General features: G+C 70.2%; 21 protein-coding genes. 10 read left to right on the top strand and 11 right to left on the bottom strand.

The genetic code is table 11. The features are described from left to right. Positions 1 to 6: 6 nt before the first annotated feature. Entirely contained in the window at positions 7 to 375 is a 369-nt protein-coding gene (locus ACESM1_RS17610; protein WP_372622246.1) for a hypothetical protein, read from the bottom strand. Between the two features lie 465 nt (positions 376 to 840). Between ACESM1_RS17610 and ACESM1_RS17605 the strand changes: the two genes are divergently transcribed. From ACESM1_RS17605 to ACESM1_RS17585, 5 genes are all read left to right on the top strand, one after another. After that, positions 841 to 2,709 (top strand): ribonucleoside-diphosphate reductase subunit alpha, encoded by a 1,869-nt coding sequence (locus ACESM1_RS17605; RefSeq protein WP_372622244.1) that lies wholly within the window; start codon positions 841 to 843, stop codon positions 2,707 to 2,709. Next, positions 2,700 to 2,924 carry a hypothetical protein gene (locus ACESM1_RS17600; protein WP_372622242.1) on the top strand — a complete coding sequence of 75 codons (225 nt, stop codon included), beginning with the start codon at positions 2,700 to 2,702 and terminating at the stop codon, positions 2,922 to 2,924. Before ACESM1_RS17605 ends, ACESM1_RS17600 begins: the two co-directional genes overlap by 10 nt. Before the next feature lie 28 nt (positions 2,925 to 2,952). Then, entirely contained in the window at positions 2,953 to 4,011 is a 1,059-nt protein-coding gene (locus ACESM1_RS17595) for a ribonucleotide-diphosphate reductase subunit beta (RefSeq protein ID WP_372622240.1), read from the top strand. 84 nt (positions 4,012 to 4,095) lie between these two features. Further along, positions 4,096 to 4,770: an SCO family protein gene (locus ACESM1_RS17590; protein ID WP_372622238.1), complete on the top strand. Its 675-nt coding sequence runs from the start codon at positions 4,096 to 4,098 to the stop codon at positions 4,768 to 4,770. A 222-nt stretch (positions 4,771 to 4,992) separates the two neighbouring features. Next, positions 4,993 to 5,199, top strand: coding sequence for a hypothetical protein (locus ACESM1_RS17585; RefSeq protein WP_372622236.1), 207 nt, complete (start codon positions 4,993 to 4,995; stop codon positions 5,197 to 5,199). Positions 5,200 to 5,217: 18 nt separating this feature from the next. Here ACESM1_RS17585 and ACESM1_RS17580 read toward each other — a convergent pair whose 3' ends face one another. Then, on the bottom strand, positions 5,218 to 5,943 hold the full coding sequence (locus tag ACESM1_RS17580) for a tRNA1(Val) (adenine(37)-N6)-methyltransferase (RefSeq protein WP_372622234.1): 726 nt from the start codon (positions 5,941 to 5,943) through the stop codon (positions 5,218 to 5,220). Further along, positions 5,937 to 6,152 carry a DUF2007 domain-containing protein gene (locus ACESM1_RS17575; RefSeq protein ID WP_372622232.1) on the bottom strand — a complete coding sequence of 72 codons (216 nt, stop codon included), beginning with the start codon at positions 6,150 to 6,152 and terminating at the stop codon, positions 5,937 to 5,939. The genes ACESM1_RS17580 and ACESM1_RS17575 overlap by 7 nt, the downstream gene beginning before the upstream one ends. A 124-nt stretch (positions 6,153 to 6,276) precedes the next feature. Between ACESM1_RS17575 and ACESM1_RS17570 the strand changes: the two genes are divergently transcribed. Beyond that, positions 6,277 to 7,305, top strand: coding sequence for a polyprenyl synthetase family protein (locus ACESM1_RS17570; RefSeq protein WP_372622230.1), 1,029 nt, complete (start codon positions 6,277 to 6,279; stop codon positions 7,303 to 7,305). Positions 7,306 to 7,314: 9 nt separating this feature from the next. Here the strand turns inward: ACESM1_RS17570 and ACESM1_RS17565 are convergent, their stop codons facing one another. Next, positions 7,315 to 7,902 (bottom strand): helix-turn-helix domain-containing protein, encoded by a 588-nt coding sequence (locus tag ACESM1_RS17565; protein ID WP_372622228.1) that lies wholly within the window; start codon positions 7,900 to 7,902, stop codon positions 7,315 to 7,317. A gap of 23 nt (positions 7,903 to 7,925) precedes the next feature. Between ACESM1_RS17565 and ACESM1_RS17560 the strand changes: the two genes are divergently transcribed. Then, positions 7,926 to 8,156 carry a hypothetical protein gene (locus ACESM1_RS17560; protein ID WP_372622226.1) on the top strand — a complete coding sequence of 77 codons (231 nt, stop codon included), beginning with the start codon at positions 7,926 to 7,928 and terminating at the stop codon, positions 8,154 to 8,156. A gap of 134 nt (positions 8,157 to 8,290) precedes the next feature. On the opposite strand, the gene ACESM1_RS17555 is transcribed toward ACESM1_RS17560, so the two are convergent. Further along, entirely contained in the window at positions 8,291 to 9,688 is a 1,398-nt protein-coding gene (locus ACESM1_RS17555) for an aspartate aminotransferase family protein (protein WP_372622224.1), read from the bottom strand. Positions 9,689 to 9,816: 128 nt separating this feature from the next. Between ACESM1_RS17555 and ACESM1_RS17550 the strand changes: the two genes are divergently transcribed. Both ACESM1_RS17550 and ACESM1_RS17545 read left to right on the top strand, forming a co-directional pair. Beyond that, on the top strand, positions 9,817 to 12,123 hold the full coding sequence (locus ACESM1_RS17550; RefSeq protein WP_372622222.1) for a molybdopterin-dependent oxidoreductase: 2,307 nt from the start codon (positions 9,817 to 9,819) through the stop codon (positions 12,121 to 12,123). Continuing rightward, positions 12,120 to 13,694 (top strand): PhoX family protein, encoded by a 1,575-nt coding sequence (locus tag ACESM1_RS17545; protein ID WP_372622220.1) that lies wholly within the window; start codon positions 12,120 to 12,122, stop codon positions 13,692 to 13,694. Before ACESM1_RS17550 ends, ACESM1_RS17545 begins: the two co-directional genes overlap by 4 nt. A gap of 26 nt (positions 13,695 to 13,720) precedes the next feature. Here the strand turns inward: ACESM1_RS17545 and ACESM1_RS17540 are convergent, their stop codons facing one another. After that, a complete protein-coding gene (locus tag ACESM1_RS17540) occupies positions 13,721 to 15,151 on the bottom strand; it encodes an amidohydrolase family protein (protein ID WP_372622219.1) in 1,431 nt (476 codons plus the stop codon). An 11-nt stretch (positions 15,152 to 15,162) separates the two neighbouring features. Beyond that, positions 15,163 to 16,545, bottom strand: a complete 1,383-nt coding sequence (locus ACESM1_RS17535; protein WP_372622218.1) for an amidohydrolase family protein — start codon at positions 16,543 to 16,545, stop codon at positions 15,163 to 15,165. Between the two features lie 85 nt (positions 16,546 to 16,630). Between ACESM1_RS17535 and ACESM1_RS17530 the strand changes: the two genes are divergently transcribed. Further along, on the top strand, positions 16,631 to 18,244 hold the full coding sequence (locus tag ACESM1_RS17530; protein ID WP_372622217.1) for an ABC transporter substrate-binding protein: 1,614 nt from the start codon (positions 16,631 to 16,633) through the stop codon (positions 18,242 to 18,244). Between the two features lie 103 nt (positions 18,245 to 18,347). Here the strand turns inward: ACESM1_RS17530 and ACESM1_RS17525 are convergent, their stop codons facing one another. The 4 genes from ACESM1_RS17525 to ACESM1_RS17510 are packed head-to-tail and all read right to left on the bottom strand — an operon-like array spanning position 18,348 to position 21,143. After that, entirely contained in the window at positions 18,348 to 18,806 is a 459-nt protein-coding gene (locus ACESM1_RS17525; protein ID WP_372622216.1) for a MarR family winged helix-turn-helix transcriptional regulator, read from the bottom strand. Next, the gene (locus ACESM1_RS17520; protein WP_372622215.1) at positions 18,803 to 18,985 is read right to left on the bottom strand and encodes a hypothetical protein; all 183 of its coding nucleotides are present in this window, start codon (positions 18,983 to 18,985) and stop codon (positions 18,803 to 18,805) included. Before ACESM1_RS17520 ends, ACESM1_RS17525 begins: the two co-directional genes overlap by 4 nt. An 11-nt stretch (positions 18,986 to 18,996) precedes the next feature. Then, complete coding sequence (locus ACESM1_RS17515) at positions 18,997 to 20,178, bottom strand: Gfo/Idh/MocA family protein (RefSeq protein ID WP_372622214.1); 1,182 nt, start codon at positions 20,176 to 20,178, stop codon at positions 18,997 to 18,999. Continuing rightward, on the bottom strand, positions 20,175 to 21,143 hold the full coding sequence (locus ACESM1_RS17510; protein WP_372622213.1) for a PDR/VanB family oxidoreductase: 969 nt from the start codon (positions 21,141 to 21,143) through the stop codon (positions 20,175 to 20,177). The genes ACESM1_RS17515 and ACESM1_RS17510 overlap by 4 nt, the downstream gene beginning before the upstream one ends. Between the last annotated feature and the right edge of the window lie 50 nt (positions 21,144 to 21,193).

Here is a 21,193-nt window from a genome sequence, read left to right as displayed (position 1 = left end):
CGCCGCTCACCCTGCCGGCGGTGGCGCCACCGGCAAGGCGGGGCGATAGGGCTCCACCATCAGCGCCTCCTGCCGCAGCACGGCGACCTTTTCCCGCGTCGCCAGCCGCGTGCTGCCATCGGGGGCGCGGGTGACCGTGTAGCGCCAGGCGGTGATCTGGCCCTCGGCGGCGATGCGGCGGGCGATGCGCTCCACTTCCGGCCCGCTGCCCAGCGACTCCAGCTCGCGCGGGGTGAGGCCGATGATCACCTCGCCGCGCTGCATCACCAGGCGGAACAGGCGCACCGGCGACTCGCCCTGCGCGGCGGCGGGGCGGGCGAGGGGCAGGGCGAGCGCGGGCAGCAGGCTCAGCGCGCTGCGTCGGCTGATGGGCATCGGGCGGTCTCCGCGTGTTCGTGACGTCCCGCAGCCTGCGCCGCATGCATTGCACGCGCATGTCGCGCCGCATGGTGAATGTTTCCGCACCGTTTCGCGGAGAATCGCCGCGGCCGGGCCTGTGGAAAGCGAGGACATCGGGGATGGCGGATCACAGGCCCTGGCGCCGGGAGGCGCCGCCGTGGTCCAACGGGAGGCTCTCGCGCGGTTGGGGAGACCCGTCGCGGGGAGTCGCTCCGAAGATGTGCAGGTCCTGAATCCCGCGTGCGGTTGGAAGTCTTGCATCAACGAACGAAACGGCAACATTGTGGGTGGGGATGAGGGCGCCGGAAAAATGCAACAGGGGAACCCCGGCGCAGCAGTGGTGTTTTCCGGAGTGTGGCAACACTACATCTTGTTGTGGTGGGCCGGCCGGAGGCAATCTCCGCGGCATGGGGGAGTCGCCCTGTTCCGTGGGGCCGATGAATGGGGGTTGTCGTGTTCGACGCAGTTCAGCTTGAAGGCCACAGCCAGGTTCGCATCGACCGCGCGCGCGACGCGCTGCTGACGGATTTCGGCAAGGCGACGCTCGACGACCGCTACCTGCTGCCTGGCGAGTCCTATCAGGACCTCTTCGCCCGGGTGGCGAGCGCCTATGGCGACGATGCGGCGCATGCGCAGCGCATCTACGACTACATGTCGCGGCTGTGGTTCATGCCGGCCACCCCGGTGCTGTCCAATGGCGGCACCACGCGCGGCTTGCCGATCTCCTGCTTCCTCAACGAGGCCTCGGACAGCCTGGAGGGCATCCTCGGCCTGTGGAACGAGAATGTCTGGCTGGCGGCCAAGGGCGGCGGCATCGGCTCCTATTGGGGCAATCTGCGCGGTATCGGCGAGAAGGTCGGGCGCAACGGCAAGACCTCGGGCGTCATCCCCTTCATCCGGGTGATGGACAGCCTGACCCTCGCCATCAGCCAGGGTTCGCTCCGCCGCGGCTCGGCCGCCTGCTACCTGCCGGTGAGCCATCCGGAGATCGAGGAATTCCTCGAGATGCGCCGCCCGACCGGCGGCGACCCGAACCGCAAGGCGCTGAACCTGCACCATGGCGTGCTGATCCCGGACGCCTTCATGCGCGCGGTCGAGGCCGACGAGGATTGGGCGCTGGTCTCCCCGAAGGACGGGACGCTGGTGAAGAAGGTCTCGGCGCGCTCGATCTGGATCCGCATCCTGACGGCGCGGATCGAGACCGGCGAGCCCTACATCATCTATTCGGACCATGTGCACCGCGCCCAGCCGGCGCACCACAAGCTGGCGGGGCTGGAGGTGAAGACCTCCAACCTCTGCTCCGAGATCACGCTGCCGACCGGGCTCGACCAGCACGGGATGGAGCGCACGGCGGTGTGCTGCCTCTCCTCGCTGAACCTCGAGACCTGGTTCGAGTGGCACAAGGAGCCGCAGTTCATCCCGGACGTGATGCGGTTCCTGGACAACGTGCTGCAGAATTTCATCGACACCGCGCCCGATTCGATGGCGCGCGCCAAGTACAGCGCGATGCGGGAGCGCAGCGTGGGCCTCGGCGTGATGGGCTTCCACAGCTTCCTGCAGGCGCTGAACGTGCCGTTCGAGAGCGTGGTGGCGAAGTCCTGGAACAAGCGGATGTTCAAGCACATCCGGGAGGGCGCCGACCTCGCTTCCCGCCTTCTCGCGGAGGAGCGCGGGCCGTGCCCCGATGCCGCGGAATACGGCTTCATGGAGCGATTCTCGCACAAGATCGCCATCGCGCCGACGGCCTCGATCTCGATCATCTGCGGCGGCGCGAGCCCCGGGATCGAGCCGATCGCGGCCAATGTCTACAATCACAAGACGCTGTCGGGCAGCTACATCGTGCGCAACCCGTATCTGAGGAAGGTGCTGGCGAAGCACGGGCGCGACGACGAGGAGACGTGGAACTCCATCACCGTGCGCAAGGGCAGCGTGCAGCACCTCGATTGCCTCGACGAGCATGAGAAGGCGACCTTCAAGACAGCCTTCGAGCTCGACCAGCGCTGGGTCATCGAGCATGCGGCGGACCGCACGCCGTTCATCTGCCAGTCGCAGTCGGTGAACCTGTTCCTCCCGGCGAATGTGCACAAGCGCGACCTGCACCAGATCCATGCGTTGGCCTGGAAGAAGGGCGTGAAGTCTCTGTATTACTGTCGCAGCCTCTCCATCCAGCGCGCGGATGCGATCAGTGAGAAGATCGTCGGCCAGTCCGACGTGATGACCGTACACAAGGATGACGTACAGCCCTCGCTCGACCTGGTGGTCGCGAAGGCGAATTCGACGGATTACGAGGAGTGCCTTGCATGCCAGTGATGGACCCGTCGCTGCCGCCCGACGCGGTGCGGCTTGCCAGCCGGCGCGCGAGCGTCGCGCGCCAGCTGGACCTGATGATCGACCTGCGCGGGCCGGTGGAACAGGTGCGGCGGCTCATCGCCGACCTGGACAACATTTCCGCCGATCTCACGAAAATGCTGCAGGAAGCGGATTCGACCGCGCATCCGCCGCATCGCCGAGCCGGCCGCGACTGACGCAACATCGAGTAAGCAGAGAGCACCCATGCCGGACGACGCACGCGCCACGCCCGACGAACTGCCGATCAAGTTCGACCTGCTGACCGCCAACCCAGTCTACAAGCCCTTCCGCTACCCCTGGGCCTATGAGGCCTGGCTGCAGCAGCAGCGCATCCACTGGCTGCCGGAGGAGGTGCCGCTCGCCGATGACGTGAAGGACTGGCAGCGGAACCTGACGCCGCCGGAGCGCAACCTGCTGACCCAGATCTTCCGCTTCTTCACCCAGGCAGATGTCGAGGTGAACAACTGCTACATGAAGCAGTACAGCCAGGTGTTCAAACCCACCGAAGTTCTGATGATGATGTCGGCCTTCTCCAACACGGAGACGATCCACATCGCTGCCTATTCGCATCTCCTCGACACCATCGGGATGCCGGAGATCGAATACACCGCCTTCCTCAAGTACAAGGAGATGAAGGACAAGTACGACTACATGCATGCCTTCTCGGTCGAGAACAAGACCGAGATCGCCAAGACGCTGGCCGCCTTCGGCGCCTTCACCGAGGGGCTGCAGCTCTTCGCCTCCTTCGCGATCCTGATGAACTTCCCGCGCTTCAACAAGATGAAGGGCATGGGGCAGATCGTCTCCTGGAGCGTGCGCGACGAGACGCTGCACTGCCTCAGCGTGATCCGCCTGTTCCGCACCTTCGTGCAGGAGAATCCGGAGATCTGGACGGAGGAGCTGAAGCGCGACCTCTACCTGATCTGCTCGACCATCGTGGACCACGAGGACGCCTTCATCGACCTCGCCTTCGAGCTCGGCGGCGTGCAGGGGCTCGATGCAGCGCAGACCAAGCAGTACATCCGCTTCATCGCCGACCGCCGCCTGCAGCAGCTGGGCCTCGAGCCGCTCTACCGGATCGAGAAGAATCCGCTGCCCTGGCTCGACGAGATGCTGAACGCGGTGGAGCACACCAACTTCTTCGAGAACCGCGCCACGGAGTATTCCAAGGCGTCCACCACCGGATCCTGGGAAGAAGCCTTCGCCGACTCGACCTTCAGCTCAACCCAGCCGGAAGGCGAACTGGCCGTCAGCCGACACTGATGTCCTGGGCGGGGGGCACCCCCGCCTCCGGCGCGGCGGGCGCGGATTGCGGCGCTTCGCCGGCGCGCCTATGTCGCGCCCATCATGCTTCACGCTGTCCGGCTGTTCGCTCTCGTCATCATCGTCTTCCTCGGTCTGCTCTGGGGCGCCGCCTGGCTGGGCCGGGGGGAGGGTGAGGGGGTTGCGGATTCCTTCATCCGGCAGGCCGCCACGCTGTTCGGCCATGATGTGCCGGCGCCCTCCGCGGGCGGCGTGCAGATGCCGCAGGGGCTGGTGCTCGGTGGGCCGTTCAGTCTCGTTGACCAGTCCGGCCGTGCGGTCACCGAGGCCGACTTCGCCGGGCGCTTCCTGCTGGTCTATTTCGGCTTCACCTACTGCCCCGATGTCTGCCCGACCGAGCTCGGCAGCATCGCCGCGGCGATGGATGCACTGGGCGAGCAGGCCGGGCGCGTCACGCCGGTCTTCGTCTCGGTGGATCCCGAGCGGGACACCCCCGAGGTTCTGGCCGATTATGTCGGCCGCTTCCACCCGCAGATGGTCGGGCTCACCGGCACGCCGGAGCAGGTGGCAGCGGCCGCTCGCGCCTATCGTGTGTTCTATGCGAAGGTGAATCGGCCGGAGATGACGGAGTACCTGATGGACCATTCGTCCTTCATCTACCTGGTCGGGCCGGATGGCAGGGTCCGCAGCCTGTTCCGCCCGAACACCGATCCCGAGGCGATCGCGCAGGCCGTTCGCGGCCAGCTCCGCGGCGGATAGGCTTTCTTGCTCGAGCCGTAACGAAGGCTCGGCGTGCTTCCTGACAAATCTACAGGGTTCCGGTAAGCCGGCGCTGTGGGTATTATACTTCTCCGAACTGCGCCGGCTCTTCCGTGCCGGACCCCGAGGGGAGCCGCTTCGTTTATGGCCGAAGATGAACGGGATCATGCGGGGCGGGATGCCGGGCGGGCGGCGGCTGGGCCGCCGCGGCATACGCGCCGCTTGTCCGACAAGATCCTGATCGCCTTCCACCACGCCTGCGACCAGGGCGATTACGAGGTTGCGGAGGAACTTCTCCGCATTCTCGAAATGATGCTCACGCGTCGCCCGGTGGCGCCCGACGTGAACCGGCGGAAGAACATGGAAAGCCTGGTCGCCGCGCATGAGCGGCTCTGGCTCCTGCGCCACCCGGACGCGAACGAATCGTAGGCCGACCCGGAGCCGCCGTCACATCACCAGCGCGGCCCCGTCGCGCAGGATCGACTCGGCTTCGGGCGTCGAGCCTGCCGGGCCGTGCAGCACCAGGCCGGGCAGCACGCGCCCCGGGCCGCGTCCCTCGCGCCGCGCGGCGAGCAGCACGCGGCGTGCCGGCATGCCCGCTCGTGGCCAGAGCGGCAGCAGGGCAGGGCTGCCGAAGCCGGCTTCACCGAGCGCGCCGACTCCGTCGGCGAAGCGCGACGCCGGCAGCACCAGCGTCACGCTGCCCCTCGGCGCGACCGCCGCGGCCAGGCAGCCCGCCCAATCCGCCAGGCCGGTTTCGCCGGCGTGCGTCGCGGCGCGCCGCAATGCCGCCGGCGGCGCGCTGCCGGCCGGCCAGAAGGGCGGGTTGGCAAAGCCATGGGCGCATCGCGGCAGGGCCCGGCGCAGCGACGGATCGGCGATGTCGCCCTCGATCACCGTCACCTGCCCGGCCAGGCCGTTCAGCGCAGCATTCTCGCGCGCCAGCGCGGCGAGCTCCGCTTCCCGCTCCACCGCGACGATCTCGAGGCCCGGCACCCGTGCGGCGAGGCAGAGGAACGCGGCGCCGCTGCCGCAGCCGAGCTCGATCACGCGGTCCCCTGTGCGCGCCGGCACGGCGGCGGCCAGCAGCACGGCATCGTGCCCGGCCCGCAAGCCGATGATGGGCTGGCGAAGCCTCACGCGGCCGCCGAGCAGGCTGTCCTCGGTCAGCACGGATCGGCCTCGCCGGCCTCCCGCAGCACCCGCAGCGCCTGCGCGGCCTGCTCCTCCGGCACGGCGATACGGCGGGGGAAGATGCCGATTCCCCCCTCGACGGCGCTGATCGCGGCATCCAGCACCACCGGCGTGCAACCGCCATCGCGCAGCAGGGCCAAGAGGAAGGAAAGTCGCACCGGGTCCACGGTGGCCAGCAAGACGCGCATCGCTGGCCCTCCCCGCGGCCGGACTCCACCCTATCTGCCAGCAAGCCGCGATGCTTGCCGCCTTGTGGGGTGGGGGCTAGGTTGCCGCGGCCCGGATCGAGGTCAAGTGAGCGTGGATCTGCCAATGCCGGCGAGCGCCGACACCGCCGCACCCGTCATGGGCGCCCCCCTTGGCGAGGATGCGCTCGCGGCGCTGACGGCACTCGTCCGCGAGGATCTGGAGGCGTGCAACCGCCTGATCGTGGACCGGATGCAGAGTCCGGTGGCGCTGATCCCGCAGCTGGCGGCGCATATCGTCGCTGCCGGCGGAAAGCGGCTGCGGCCACTGCTGACGCTCGCCGCCGCGCGGATGGCCGGCTATCGCGGCACCCGCCATGTGGCGCTCGCCGCCTGCGTCGAGTTCATCCACACCGCGACGCTGCTGCATGACGACGTGGTGGACGAGAGCGCGCTGCGCCGTGGCCAGGCGAGCGCCAACGCGCTGTTCGGCAACAAGCCGAGCGTGCTGGTCGGCGACTTCCTGTTCGCGCGCGCCTTCCAGCTGATGGTGGAGGACGGCTCGCTGGAGGTGCTGCGCATCCTGTCGGCCGCCTCCGCGACCATCTCGGAAGGCGAGGTCCTGCAACTCGTCATCCAGAACGACACCTCGAGCACCGAGGCGCAGTACCTGGCGGTGATCGAGGGCAAGACGGCGGCGCTGTTCGCTGCCGCCACGGAGATCGGCGCCGTGGTCGCCGATCGCCCGGCCGCGGAGCAGGCGGCGCTGCGCGCCTATGGCCACCACCTGGGCGTTGCCTTCCAGCTCGTGGACGATGCGCTGGATTACTCGGCGGAGCAGGAGCGGCTCGGCAAGACCGTCGGCGACGATTTCCGCGAGGGCAAGATCACGCTGCCCGTGCTGCTGGCCTTCGCCCGCGGCAATGAGGCGGAGCGCGCCTTCTGGCGCCGTACCGTGGAGGAGCGCGAGCAGTCCGGCGCTGATCTGCAGCAGGCCATCGCGCTGATGCAGAAGCACCGGGCCTTCGGCGATACGGTGGCGCGGGCGCGGGACTACGGGGCGAAGGCGCTCGCGGCCCTGGGGGTCTTCGCTGACGGCGCCGAGCGGCGGGCGCTCGCCGGCATCGTCGAGTTCTGCATCAGCCGGGCGCGGTAGCCCGAGTTCTCAACGGCGGGACAGCGCGACCAGGTAGGTGACGCTGCGCGTGCCGGACGGGTTCTCATAGGCGCAATCCGCCGGCGGGCCGAGCGAGAGGCAGTCTCCGGCGCCCAGCAGATGCGTCGCCCCGCCTTCCTGGAAGCGCAATTCCCCCTCCAGCACCCAGATCGAGTGACCGCGCGTGAGCAGGTAGGTGGCGGCGGGATAGGCCACGCGCGCGCCCGCCGGCAGCTCCACCCGCACCAGTTCCGGCTCGGCGCCCGGGGGGCTGATGGCGCGGCGGATATAGCCCGTCTCCGGGTCGCGCCAGCTTGGCTGGTCGGCGGCACGAGCGACGGCGCCGCCGGCGAGGCCCTCGGCGCGGGCGAGCAGGGCCGAGAGCGTCAGGCCCAGCGCACCGCATAGCCGGCCGAGCAGGGCGGCGGTCGGGCTGGCCTCGGCGCGTTCGACCTTGCTGATCATGGCACGGGAGACGCCGGACCGCTCGGCGAGCTCGGCGATGGACCAGCCGCGCGAGTCCCGCTCCGCCTGCAACTGTGCCGCCAAGCGGAGACCGGCGCTGTCGAGCTTCGGATCGTCTTGTATGTTGGTCATGTGTCCACTATCGTGGATTTGCCATGACCGATCCAGCCCCGCCCCCCCGTATCGGCCACAATGGCGGCCCGCCGCTGGAGGAGCCGGAGGCGGATGGCGGCTGGAGCCACTACATCTGGCGCAAGGCGCACAAGAAGGCCTGGAAGACGCCGCCGCCGGAGATCGCGCTGCGGCGGCTGGCCCGCGCCGAGGAACTCGGCATGACCTACAAGGAGTACACGCTCGAGATCCTGGAGCGCGGGCGCTACCTCTAGCCAGCGATCGCCCTGGGTATGCACGCCGCCGGCGGGCACGCCAGGGCGTGAATCGCCGGCCCGAAAGGGCTGGACCCGAGTTGCCAGGACACCGTCCGGGCAACTTGGGTCCAGCGGCGCCCGCGCGCCGGAACTCAGACCACCGCCAGGCTTTCGCGGCGCAGCTGCACCGTCAGCGTATCCAGCGCGCGGCCGGTGCGCTCCACCATCGCGTCGATCTCGGCCTCGGTCATGATGAGCGGCGGCGAGAAGGCGACGGTGTCGTTCGCCAAGCCGCGCAGGATCACGCCCTCGGCCTCGCCAAGCTTGGTCATGCGCGGGCCGACCTTCAGCGCGGCATCGAAGTTCCTGTGCGTGGCCTTGTCGGCCACGAGTTCGATCGCGCCGACCAGCCCGATGCCGCGCACCTCGCCAACCAGCGGGTGGTCGGCGAAGCGCTCGCGCAGGCGCTTCTGCAGATGCGGACCGGTCTTGCGGACGTGGCCGACGATGTCGAGCTCATCGTAGATCTTCAGCGTCTCGACCGCGACCGCGGCCGGCACCGGGTGGCCGGAATAGGTGAAGCCATGGCCCCAGGTGCCGATGGTGTGGGAGCCGTCGGCCAGTGCCTGGAAGACGCGGTCATTGATGATGATGGCGCTGATCGGCAGGAAGCTGGCCGAGAGCGCCTTGGCGCAGGTGATGATGTCCGGCGTGATGGCGTAGGTCTGGCTGCCCCAGTAGTTGCCGGTGCGCCCGAAGCCGCAGATCACCTCGTCGGCGACGAACATCACGTCGTGCTTCTTCAGCACGGCCTGGACCTTCTCGAAATAGGTGGCGGGCGGCACCATCACGCCGCCGGCACCCATCACCGGCTCGGCGAAGAAGGCGGCGACCGTCTCCGGGCCCTCGCGCTGGATCACCTGGTCGAGCTCCTCGGCCAGCCGGGTGGCGAAGGCCTCCTCCGACTCGCCCGGCTGGGCGCCGTGGTAGTGGTGCGGCGTCGAGACATGGACGAAGCGGTCGGAGACCGGCAGGTCGAACATCCTGTGGTTCGCCGGCAGCCCCGTCAGCGAGCCGCTGGCGATGGTGATGCCGTGATAGGCCTTCAGGCGCGAGATGATCTTCTTCTTGTTGGGCCGCCCCATCGCGTTGTTGGCGTACCAGATCATCTTGATGGCGGTGTCGTTCGCCTCGGAGCCGCTGTTGGCGTAGAATACCTTGCTCATCGGGCAGGGGCTGCGCTCGATCAGCATCTCCGACAGGTCGATCAGCGGCTCGTGCGACTTGGCGGTGAAGGAGTGATAGAAGGGCAGCTTCTTCATCTGCGCATAGGCGGCCTCCGCCAGGCGCTTGTTGTCGAAGCCGAGCGAGGCGCACCAGAGGCCGGCGACGGCCTCGATGTATTCCTTGCCCTGGTCATCCCACACCCGCACGCCCTCGCCACGGGCGATCACCAGCGGGCCGGTCTCGGCATGGGCGCGGTGGTCCGTGTAGGGGTGCAGGACGTTGGCGATGTCCCGGACGGCGTTGGAGTTGCGGGGCGGGGTCATGGTGCTTGCTCTTCCTCGGCGGGTCGTGGCGCGATGCTAGAACGGCCACGCGCCCGCGTCATCCGCCGTGGGCGCCGGTTGCGGCTGGCAGGCGCCAAGGCCAGACTGAAGGCCGCAGGAGGGCTTACATGACCGAGATCAAGCCGCATGGTTCGCATTTCGGCTCCTTCGACGCGGTGGTCGAAGGGGGGCGGCTGGTCGCTGCGCGCCCCTTCGCGCGCGATCCCTTTCCGGGCTCGCTGCTGCAATCCATCCCCGACGCGGTGCACAGCGCCGCGCGGATCGACCGCCCCTACGTCCGCGCCGGCTGGCTGAAGGGCGGGCGGCGCGGCAGCGCGCGGGGCGGCGATGCCTTCGTGCCGGTCTCCTGGGACCAGGCGATCCGCCTGGTGGCGGAGGAAACCGCGCGGGTGCGGGGCGAGCACGGGCCTGCCTCTATCCTCGGCGGATCCTATGGCTGGTCCTCGGCCGGCCGCTACCATCATGCGCGGACGCAGCTGCACCGCTTCCTCGGCCTCGGCGGCGGCTTCACGGCACAGGTGACGAACTATTCCTACGGCGCCGGCATGACGCTGATGCCGCACATCCTCGGCACCAACGAGGTGATCCAGGGGCCGGTGACCGACTGGGTCTCGATCCGGGATAACGCGAAGCTGATGCTGTGCTTCGGCGGGCTGCCGCTGAAGAACGGGCTGATCACCTCCGGCGGCAGCGGCGCGCATGAATACGTGCCGCTGATGAAGGCGGCAGCGGAGGCGGGCGTCCGCTTCGTCAACATCTCGCCATTCCGCGGCGACACGGCGGAGTTCATGGGCGCCGAATGGGTGCCGATCCGCCCGAACAGCGATGCGGCGATGGTCTTCGCCATGGCGCATGTCATCCTGGAGGCGGGCAGGGAGGATCGCGACTTCCTCGCCCGCTGCGCCGTCGGGTTCGACCGCTTCTCCGATTACGTGCTGGGCAGGGCGGACGGCACGCCGAAGACGCCGGAATGGGCGGAAGCGCTCACCGACGTGCCGGCCGCCACGATCCGGCGCCTGGCCCTGGAGGCGGCCGGCGCGCCGACCATGCTCACCGCAACCTGGTCCATCCAGCGTGCCGAGCATGGGGAACAGCCCTGGTGGGCGCTGGTCGCGCTGGCGGCGATGCTTGGCGGCATCGGCCGGCCGGGGCAGGGGATCGCCTTCGGCTATGGTTCGATGAACGGCATCGGCACGCCGCGGCTCGAGGTGCCGAGCGTGGGCGGCGTGCCGGTGAAGAACCCCTGCGGCGCCTATATCCCGGTGTCTCGCATCACCGAGCTGCTGGAGCGCCCGGGCGAGATCCTGCAGTACAACGGCCGCAACCTGCTGCTGCCGGACATCCGCATGATCTGGTGGGCCGGCGGCAACCCCTTCCACCACCACCAGGATCTCGGCCGCCTGCTGCGCGGGTGGAACCGGGCGGACACCGTCGTCGTCTCCGAGCCCTGGTGGACCGCGGTGGCGCGCCATGCCGACATCGTGCTGCCGGCCACCACCACGCTGGAGCGCAACGACATCGGCTCCTCCTCGCGCGACCGCTTCGTGCGCGCGATGCACCAGGCGATCGCTCCGATCGGCCAGGCGCGCAACGACGTGGACATCTTCGCCGATATTGCCGACGCGCTGGGCTATCGCGCCGCCTACACCGAGCAGCGCGACGAGATGGCCTGGCTGCAGCACCTGTATGGCCTGTGGCGCCGCGCCTGTGCCGGGCAGGGGATCGAGGTGCCGGACTTCACGACCTTCTGGGAGGCCGGCCATGTCGAGCTGCCGGCGCCCGAGACGCCCTATGTGCAGTTCGCCGAGTTCCGCGCCGACCCGGAGGCCAACCCGCTCAACACGCCGTCCGGCAAGGTGGAGATCCATTCCGAGACCATCGCCTCCTTCGGCTACGAGGAAGCGCCGGGCCATGCGGTGTGGCGGGAGCCGCGCGAATGGCTGGGGAGCGAGCTGGCGCAGCGTTACCCCCTGCACATGCTCTCCTTCCAGCCTTTCACGCGGTTGCACGGGCAGTTGGATGTCGGGCGCGTCGCCGCCGCCAACCGCGTCGGCGGGCGCGAGCCGATCCACATGCACGCGGACGACGCCGCCGCGCGCGGCCTAAACGACGGGGAGGTGGTGCGGGTCTTCAACGATCGCGGCGTGATCGCCGCCGGGCTGCGGGTGACGGACGCGATACGCCCCGGCGTGGTGGCGATGGCCACCGGCGCGTGGTGGAACCCCGCGCGTCCGGGTGCGACCGATGCGCCCTGCCTGCACGGCAACGCCAACGTTCTGACCCAGGACGTGCCGACCTCGCGCCTCGGCCAGGGCTCGGCGGCGCAATCCTGCCTGGTGCAGATCGAGCGCTGGCCCGGCGAGCTGCCGCCCATCACGGTGCATGCGCCACCGCCGGTGACGGAGGCGCCTTGAGCGTCCCGCGCCGCGCGCTGCTCGGCGCGGCGGTTGCGCTCGCCGCACCGCCCGCACGGGCGCAGATCACCACGCTGGACCTCGCCCCGGCCGCCCTTCCGGTGCGACCGGACGATTGGGTCGCCGCCGGCCATGCGCGACAGGTGCTGATCCGCTGGGGCGACCGCGTGACCTTCGACGCACCGCCCTGGGCGCCGCGCAACCCGACGCCGGATGCGGCCGCCGCGCAGTTCGGGTGGGATGGCCGCCTCGCCAGCATCGTCGTGCCGCCAATGGCCAGCGACGGCATCCCGCGCCTCGTCGCCTGCGTCGTGCATCCGCAGGTGGACCCTGCGATGGCTTGGCCGGGCGGACGCGACCGGGCAGCGGTCGCGGCGGCGATGCAGGGTGCCTCGCTGCTCAACCTGGAGCGGACGGCGTCCGGCTGGATGGTGGTCGATGGCGGCTTCCAAAGCCGGCGGCTCGGTGCCGACACGCTCTGCCGCTGGTCCGGGCCTGCCGCTGGCACCGAGGCGGTGCAGGGTATCCTGGCGCCGGAGGCAGGCTGCGCCACGCCATGGGGCAGCGCTCTGCTGGCGGAGGGCGATCCCGAGCCTTGGCTGGCGCGACTGCGCGACCTCGACCCGCGTTGGCGCACCGCCAATCGCTTCGGCTGGGTGCTGGAGCTCGATCCGCTCGATCCGCAAAGCGTGCCGGTGAAGCGGAGCGCGCTGGGCCGGATCGGCGCCGCGGCGGTCGCCGCCACGCGCGCGGCGGACGGCCGGGCAGTGGTGTTCCTGGCCGACGGGCGGGCGATGGGGTTCGTCTACCGCTTCCTCTCGGCGGGCCTGGCGGAGGCGCCGGACGCGCTGGATGACGGCCAGCTGTACGCCGCGCGCGCCGAGGGCGATGCGATCGCCTGGTTGCCACTGCCGGAAGGCGCCGCCGTGGACCCGGCGAGTGCCGCAACACTCGCCGGCGCCTCGCGCTTCGACAGGCCGGCGGCTCTGGCGCTCGATCCCGCAGGGCCCCGGCTGCTGCTGGCCTGCCGCGCCGGCAGTTCCCGCAGTCCGGACCAGGTCGAGGCGCTGAACCCGCGGGCCGGGGCGCATCCTGGCCATGTGCTGGAACTCGCCGGCGACCTTGCGGCCGAGCGGCTGTCGGCGCGCGTGCTGTTCCTTGCCGGCGATGCCGGCGAGGGCGGCAGCTACGGGCGCGACCAGCCCATGGCCGCGCTGCCGCGATACCCGGCGACGCTGTCCGTGGATGCGCGCGGGCGGCTCTGGGTCGGCACCGATCGCGCCGGGCGGCCGGGCACGGCGGCGGATGCGGTGTTCGCCTGCGACCTCGACGGCCCCGGCCGCGCGGTACTGCTGCCCGCCTATGCCGCGCCGCGTGGCGCGGGGATCGGCGGCGCCGCGACCACGCCGGAGGCCGATGCGCTGCTGGTTCTGGTGCGTGCGCCGGGCGCCGAGCCGGGCGCGAGCTTCGACCGGCCGACCACCCGCTGGCCGGGCTTCGAGGCCCGCACGCCGCCGCGCACGGCGCTGGTGGCGGTGGCGAAGCGGGGCGGCGGCGCCGTCGGCGGCTGAACCCTTCGCTGCTCGGTAGTGGCTGCTCAGTAGTGAGTGTGGCCCCAGAAGCGGGGCGGCAGCTCGAATTGCTCGCCGAGGCCGGTGCGGCGGAGCATCGCCTCGGCCTCCACCTGAACCTCCTGAAGGACTCCGCGCCAATCCACGGTGCGGACCTCGCCGCCTTCCAGGACGACGCGCCCATCCACGATGACGTTGGCGACGTCCGAGCCCTGCACGAAGCAGGTGACGCGATAGACCGGCATCTGCAGCGGCATGATGTGCGGCTTGAACAGGTCCACCGTGATCACGTCGGCCTTCTTGCCGACTTCCAGCGAGCCGATCTCGCCGTCCAGGCCGAGGCCCTTCGCAGCGTCGATGGTGCACATCTCCAGTACCTTGCCGGCGGGCATCACCTGCTCGTCGCGCTTCGCCGTGCGTTGATAGTGCATGCACTGCCACATGTTGCGGAACATGTCGGCCGAGCGGTCAGGCGCCGGCGCATCGGTGCCGAGCGCGACCGTCACGCCCGCGTCGATCAGCTCCGGCGCCGGGCAGCGGCCGCGGATGGAGTAGTTGGCCGAGGGATTGTGCACCACCACCGCCCCGGTCTCGACCAGCGCGGCGATGTCGGCCTCGGTCAGGTCCACGCAATGCGAGAGCGACGCATCGGGGCCGAGCGCGCCGGTCTCGCGCTGCAGCTGCGCGATGGAGCCGTTGCGATGGCCGTCCATGTGGAACAGCACGCCGAGTTGGCGCGAGAGCTCCCGCATCTCCCGCGTGCAGGCGTAGAGCGCCCCGGCCTGCGCCGGGTCGGAGAACTGGTGATGCACGGGCGAGAGCAGCGCCACGCGGATGCGGCCCTCGGCGCCGCCATGCCATTTCCGCACCGCCTCGGCGCAGACGTCGCGGAACTGCGTGAAGGGCACGCTGGCGACGCTCTCCTGCCCGCCCTGCCAGGTGGAATAGGTGGCGGGGAAGGGCGGGCGCGGATGGCCGACCACGACGATCTCCTTCACGCCGACCTGCCGCACGGCTTCCATATGCGCGTCCACGAATTGCATCTCGTCGCAGCGCATGGCGGAATCGCCGCCGCCGAGCAGCACGATTGCGGTGGTGGTGCCGAAGCGCAGCCGTTCCGTGGCCGCCATCGAGGCATCGAGTCGCCAGAAATCCACCGAGGTGCCGCGCATGTAGATGCGCCCCACCGTGTCGAACCACACCTTGCTGTTGCCGCCGCCGGCGGTGCGCGTCATTGCGTGGCCGGCATGGGTGTGGGCGTCGATCAGGCCGGGCAGCACGGCGTGGTTCTGCGCGGCGATGCGCTTGCGCGGATGCGGGTGGCGCGCGGCGAGCTCGGCGGCGGGGCCGATATCGGTGATGCGCCCGGCCTCGATCGCGACTGAGCCGTCCTCGATCACCCGGCGCGCCGGGTCCATGGTGATGAGCGTGCCGTGCTCGATCAGGATGTCGGTCATCTGCGTTCCCCTCAGACGTCCAGCCAGCGGATCGCACGCGGCGGCGGCAGGTCCGGGTTGGCGGCGAGCATGCGTTCCCACACGCGCCTGGTGACGTTCTGCGCCTCGGCGAGCAAAGCGGGCTCGTCCACGGTCAGGATGCGGCCGTCGCGCATCACCCAGTTGCCGTCCACCATCACGCTCTCGACGATGCCGGGATGGCCGTAATGCACCAGGTTGCCGACGAGGTTCGTCACCGGCCGCATGACCGGCGTGTTCAGGTTCACCAGCGTCAGGTCCGCCTTCTTGCCGGCCTCGATGGTGCCGATGTCGGCAAGGCGCCCGATGGCCTTGGCGCCGTTCCGGTTGACGCTGTCGAACACCTGCTCGGGCGAGGGGTCCACGCCCTGCGTGCCCTCCGCGCCGCGATGCACGATGAGGCCGATCTTCAGCGCGTGGAACATGTCCTCCGTCATGTTGTCGGAGCCGAAGACGATGTTCACGCCGGCCTTGCGGATGGTCTTGGCGAGTGCCGGATGCGGGCCGCGGCGGGAGGCATTGGGCGGGCAATGCGCCCAGTGCACGCCGCCCTTCGCCAGCAGCGCGACGTCGTCGGCCGTGCAGAAGGTCCAGTGCGCGGCGATCACGTCGGGCTCCGCCCAGCCGTTCCGCGCCAGGTATTCGGCGGGCGTGCAGCCATGGCGCTCCCGCACCACGCGCACCTCCTCCATGGACTGCGCCAGGTGGACGGTGCGCGGCATGCCGTGCTTGCGTGCGAGCTGCGTCAGGCGCTCCAGATAGGCGGGCGTGCAGTTGTCGGTGGCGTGCGCGGCGATCTGGATCTGCAGGCGGCCATCATGCGTGCCGTGGAAGCGTTCGATGCCGGCGATGGTGCGGTCCAGGAATGCCTCGCCGAAGGCCGGGTCGGGTGACCAGTCGCCATGGCGGATCTTTAGCGTGTTCACGTCCGCGCAGTTCTCGGAGAGCAGCAGGCGCGCACCGGTCGCGGCCATCGCCTCGGCATAGTCGGGAACGTGGCGGAACGGGTCCACGAACATGGTGCAGCCGGATCGGATACCCTCCAGCACGCCGAGCACGGCCATCACCTGCCGTTCCTCCGGCGTCATGGTGTAGGAGACCGGCGACATGTAGCCGTAGACGGCGTTGCCGGCCCAATCCTCCACCGTCGCGCGCAGCACGGTCAGGATCGTATGCGTGTGGCTGTTGATGAAGCCGGGCAGCACCGCCTTGCCGCGGCCCGGCAGGCGCTGGAGGTCGGGATGCGCGGCCTCCAACTCCGCGCTCGGGCCGACGGCGGCGATGCGGTCGCCGCGGATGACAACGGCGCCGCGGTCGAGGATCGTCCGCTGCTCGTCCTGGGTGACGACCACCGTATCCGTGATGAGCAGGTCCAAGGCCCGGTCCCCCGATCTCGCCGTTGCGTCCGCCCCATCCTGCACCGCATGATGGCGGCGGCAAGAGACAGCTGGGAGAGCTTCGATGCGCAACGGTGCAGGGATTGGACGCCGCACGCTTCTGGCGGCGGGCAGCGCGTTGGCGGCGCCGGTTCTGGCGCCGTCCGGCACGGCGCGCGCGCAGCAGCGGGGCGATACGCTGACCATCGCGGTCGGCGGCGCCTTCAGCTCGATGGATCCGCACTTCCATGCGCTGACGCCGAACGGCGCGGTGGCGCAGCACATCTTCGATCGCCTGGTCCACCATGACGAGAATTTCCGGCCCTATCCGGCACTCGCGGAATCCTGGCGGCCGGTGACGGAGACGACCTGGGAGTTCAAGCTGCGGCGCGGCGTGAACTGGCACGACGGCAGCCCCTTCACCGCGGACGACGTGGTGTTCACCTTCGAACGCGTGCCGCAGGTGCGCAACAGTCCCTCCAACTTCACCATCTACACGCGGCCAATCCAGCGGCTGGAGGTGGTGGATTCGCATACCATCCGGATGCATACTGCTGCGCCGAACCCGCTGGTGCCGACGCTGATGGGCGGGCTGACGCTGATCAGCCGCAAGCATGCGCAGGGCGCCGAGACCGCCGATTTCAACAGCGGCAAGGCGACCGTCGGCACCGGCCCGTACCGCATGGTCTCCTACATGCCTGGCGATCGCGTGGTGTTCGAGCGCAACGACGCCTGGTGGGGCCCGGCGCAGCCCTGGCGGCGCGTGGTCTATCGGATGATCACCAACGAGGCGACGCGCATCGCGGCACTCAGCGCGGGCGATGTGGATGTGATCGACTCCGTGCCGACGCGCGACGTCGGCGCGCTGCAGTCGAACAACCGCCTGACGATCGTCAGCCAGGCGGGCCTGCGCAACATCTACCTGTTCCTCGACCACCAGCGCGACGACACGCCCGATGTCAGCGGCCCGAATGGGGAGAAGCTCGAGCGCAGCCCGCTCAAGGATGTGCGCGTGCGCCGTGCGCTCTCGCTGGCAATCAATCGCGAGGGCATCGTCCAGCAGATCATGAGCGGCTTCGCCGCGCCATCGGGCCAGTTCCTCTCGCGCGGCGTGTTCGGCCATGATCCCTCGATCCAGCATGATCCCTACGATCCGGAGGCAGCGAAGCGGCTGCTGACCGAGGCCGGCTACCCGAACGGGTTCCGCATCAAGCTCAGCGGTCCGAACGACCGCTATGTGAACGACGAGCGGATCGTGCAGGCGATCGCCCAGATGTGGTCGCGCGTCGGCGTGCGGACGGAGGTGAACGTGATGCCCTCCAACGTGTTCTTCGCCCGCTCGGCGCGCAACGAGTTCTCGATCGGCCTGCTCGGCTGGGGCACCGGCACCGGCGAGCCGGACAGCCCGATGTCTGCACTGATCGCGACCGCCAACCGCGATCGCGGGCGCGGCGTGGCAAATCGCTCCCTCTACTCCAATCCCGCATTCGACGCGCTGCTCGATCGCGCGCTCGCCACCATCGACGATGCCGCGCGGGAGAAGGTGTATCACGAGGCGACGAGGCTGGTGATGCCGGACTATCCGATCATCCCGCTGCATCACCAGGTGAACATCTGGGCCTCCCGGCGCGGCCTGCGCGTGACGCCGCGCAACGACGAGCGGACGCTGGCGATGGAGATCGCGCCGGTCAACGCCTGATGCCACGCCTGCGCCCGGCCATGCTGCGGTCGGGCGCTGGCGGACCCCTTGCCCGCGCCGCGCCTGCCGCGCGGGCAAGGAGGAACGCCGACGCCGAGCGAAGTCAGACTGCGTCGAGATTGGCGCGGGCGCGGTGGAGCAGGGCAAGCAGCATGGCGCGCTCTTCCGCCGTCATGTCTCGCATGGCGGCGTCCAGCACGGCATGCGCCTCGGGCAGCAGCGTCTCGCGCAGGGCTCGCCCGGACTGGGTGAGGCGGATGGCGACCTTGCGGCGATCGTCCGCACTCGGCTCGCGGCGGATCCAGCCGGCCTGTTCCATGCCGCGCAACGCGATCACCGCGGTGGGTTCCTGCATGCCGGTGCGGCTTGCCAGCTCGCGCTGGGTCAGCCCGTCCTCCTCCCACAGGACGCGGAGGAAGTACCAGGCGCCGAGCGTCGCACCATGCGGCTGGATGCGGGCCTGCAGGTTGCGCTGGATGGCGCGGTTCAGCTCGCGCACCTGGTAGCCCAGGCTGGCGTCGAAGGGCAGCGGCGCGGCGCGGCGCCGGTGCCGCGGGCTCATCGCGGGCGGTTCGCGGCGGCGGTGATCGTCGCGATCATGTCCTGCTCCGCCGCGGCGGCGCTCATGTAGCGCGGGGCGGTGGTGACGAAGGGCTCGGTCGCGTCGGCGGGCATGTAGACGGTGAGGAAGAACAGTCCGGTCGTTTCGTCCCGGGTCGCCTCGATGCGCAGCGTTGGCATGCCGTGTCCCTTCAGTCGCCCGTGGCCACCTGGTGCCGCAGCACCACCTCGCCCCCCTCGCGCGCAGAGTGCAGGAGGGCGAGGCACGCCTCAAGCGTCGCCATGCCCCAGGCGCCGGAATGCAGCGGTGGAATGCCATCCAGCACGGCGGCGCAGAGCTCGTCCAGCACCTCGGCGCGCGGGACATGGGGCAGGGGCGTGTTCTCCGTCCAGCGCCGGTCGTCGCCGTACACCGTCACGCCTTCCGCGGTGATGCGCAGGTCGGCGCGCTCGCAGCAGGCGAGCAGGAAGCCGAACTGGTTGTGGAACTCCGGCGGGCCGGGCGGCGGTAGCGGAGCGCTCTCGCGCCCGTAGGCGCGGCGCGTCTTGGCCGCGGACTCGTCCGTCACCGTGGCGAGGGCGCGGCGGGCAGCGCCGTACTCCGCGGGATCGCGGCGGTGGCCGGTCTCGCCGATCCAACCGAGCAGCTCGTCGGTGTCGAAGCGGCCATGGCCGCTGTAGGTGAGGGTGGCGGCCGCGCCGTCCGCGAATTGCAGGAAGGCGGTGTAGGCGCCCTCCGTTGGACGCGCCGGATCCCAGGCGAAGCATTGCGCGCGCACCGATTGCAGCAGGCCGCCGCCGAGCAGGCGCACGATGTCGACCTGGTGCGCGCCCTGGCTGAACACCACGCCACCGCCCTGCGCGGTCACCAGCTCCTCGGGCCGGCGCGGGCGGTAGAGGAAATCGGTAAAGGTCAGCGCGGAGATCATCCGCATGCGGCCATGCGTGCCGGCGGCGATCATGCGCCGCGCTGCGAGCACCGGCCCGTCATGGCTGTGGCTGTGGCCGATGACGAGCTGCACGCCCGCGCGCTCCGCCGCCTCGACCATCGCGGCGCACTCGGCGAGGGTCACGGCCATCGGCTTCTCGACCAGCGCGTGCTTGCCTGCGGCGCAGGCGGCCAGGACATCGGCGGCGTGGAACTGGTGCGGCGTGGCGATGTAGATCGCCTCCACATCCGGGTCCTCGCACAGCGCCGCGACGTCGCCGTAGGCGCGGCTGCCGGGGAAGTCCTGCGCGAAGCGCGCGCGGGCCTCGGGGCGCGGATCGGCGCAGGCGACCAGCTCCACGCGGCGATGGCCTGCGAGCGTCGGCAGCATCAGCATGAAGGCGCGGCCGAGGCCGGCGACGCCAAGCTTCAGGCGCCGCGTCACAGGTCGAGCACCAGCTCTCCCGTGCCCGGCGCGGCGCGGGAGACGCAGACCATGATCTGCGCGGCCTTCTCGTGCTCCATCAGGACGAGGTCGCGATGATCGGCCACGCCGGCGAGCAGCCCGGTGCGGCAGGTGCCGCATGTGCCGCTCTCGCAGGAATGCGCCACCTCGATGCCGGCCGCGTGAAGCGCCTCCAGGACTGTGGTGCCGGGCGGCACCTCGACCGCGCGCCCGGTGCGCGCGAGGCGGACGGTGAAGGGCAGGTCGTCGGGTCGCTTCTGGCCCCCGGCGGTGCCAAAGTCCTCGAAGTGCACGGCCGAGGCGGGCCAGTGGCCGGTCATGTCGCGCACCGCCTGCATGAGGCCGCGCGGGCCGCAGCAATGCACGTGGCGGCCTTTCGGCTGCTCCAGCACCGGCCAGAGATCGAACGCCTTGTCGGGATCGCCGCCGTCATGGTGGACCACCACCTTGCCGCGCAGTTCCGGCGCGCGCAGCTCCTCGAGGAACGCCGTCTGCGCCGGCGAGCGGGTGAGATACCAGAGCTTCCAGGGCGGCCGGCCCTCCGCCTGCAGGTGCCGGATCATCGCCATGATCGGGGTGATGCCGATGCCGCCGGCGATGAAGACGCGCGCGACGGGATTGCCCGACAGCGCGAAATCGTTGCGCGACGCCGCCACCGGCAGCAGATCGCCGGCCCGGACGCCGTCGCAGAGCGAGACGGAACCACCGAGCCCGCCTTCCTCGCGCTTCACCGCGATACTGTAGAGGCGGGCATCGGCGGGGTCGCCGCAGAGCGAGTAGCGCCGCACCAGGCCGTTCGGCACGCGCAGGCGCAGATGCGCGCCGGGTGTGAAGGGCGGCAGCTCCCCGCCTTCCGGGTGCGCCAGGTCGAAGCGGTGGATGCCTTCCGCGATGCGCTCCGCGGCGACGACGCGCAGCGGGTGGAACTCGGCTTCCTCGTCCATCGGCGCTCCCCTGGTGCGGGCGGACACTTAGCTTTCTAAGTGTCGGGGTC

Origin of the sequence: Falsiroseomonas sp. (assembly GCF_041690465.1) — a bacterium.
Classification (GTDB): Bacteria; Pseudomonadota; Alphaproteobacteria; order Acetobacterales; family Acetobacteraceae; genus Falsiroseomonas.
The sequence above is the reverse complement of the archived record's forward strand: the minus strand, read 5'-3'. Positions and strand labels throughout refer to the sequence as shown.

Coding starts and splice junctions, on each gene's coding strand:
- ACESM1_RS17575 (WP_372622232.1), bottom strand. CDS start 6,152: ATGCGCGTCTTGCTGGCCACCGTGGACCCGGTGCGACTTTCCTTCCTC.
- ACESM1_RS17595 (WP_372622240.1), top strand. CDS start 2,953: ATGCCGGACGACGCACGCGCCACGCCCGACGAACTGCCGATCAAGTTC.
- ACESM1_RS17510 (WP_372622213.1), bottom strand. CDS start 21,143: ATGGACGAGGAAGCCGAGTTCCACCCGCTGCGCGTCGTCGCCGCGGAG.
- ACESM1_RS17520 (WP_372622215.1), bottom strand. CDS start 18,985: ATGCCAACGCTGCGCATCGAGGCGACCCGGGACGAAACGACCGGACTG.
- ACESM1_RS17590 (WP_372622238.1), top strand. CDS start 4,096: ATGCTTCACGCTGTCCGGCTGTTCGCTCTCGTCATCATCGTCTTCCTC.
- ACESM1_RS17560 (WP_372622226.1), top strand. CDS start 7,926: ATGACCGATCCAGCCCCGCCCCCCCGTATCGGCCACAATGGCGGCCCG.
- ACESM1_RS17550 (WP_372622222.1), top strand. CDS start 9,817: ATGACCGAGATCAAGCCGCATGGTTCGCATTTCGGCTCCTTCGACGCG.
- ACESM1_RS17540 (WP_372622219.1), bottom strand. CDS start 15,151: ATGACCGACATCCTGATCGAGCACGGCACGCTCATCACCATGGACCCG.
- ACESM1_RS17600 (WP_372622242.1), top strand. CDS start 2,700: ATGCCAGTGATGGACCCGTCGCTGCCGCCCGACGCGGTGCGGCTTGCC.
- ACESM1_RS17610 (WP_372622246.1), bottom strand. CDS start 375: ATGCCCATCAGCCGACGCAGCGCGCTGAGCCTGCTGCCCGCGCTCGCC.
- ACESM1_RS17525 (WP_372622216.1), bottom strand. CDS start 18,806: ATGAGCCCGCGGCACCGGCGCCGCGCCGCGCCGCTGCCCTTCGACGCC.
- ACESM1_RS17530 (WP_372622217.1), top strand. CDS start 16,631: ATGCGCAACGGTGCAGGGATTGGACGCCGCACGCTTCTGGCGGCGGGC.
- ACESM1_RS17565 (WP_372622228.1), bottom strand. CDS start 7,902: ATGACCAACATACAAGACGATCCGAAGCTCGACAGCGCCGGTCTCCGC.
- ACESM1_RS17605 (WP_372622244.1), top strand. CDS start 841: ATGGGGGTTGTCGTGTTCGACGCAGTTCAGCTTGAAGGCCACAGCCAG.
- ACESM1_RS17555 (WP_372622224.1), bottom strand. CDS start 9,688: ATGACCCCGCCCCGCAACTCCAACGCCGTCCGGGACATCGCCAACGTC.
- ACESM1_RS17570 (WP_372622230.1), top strand. CDS start 6,277: ATGCCGGCGAGCGCCGACACCGCCGCACCCGTCATGGGCGCCCCCCTT.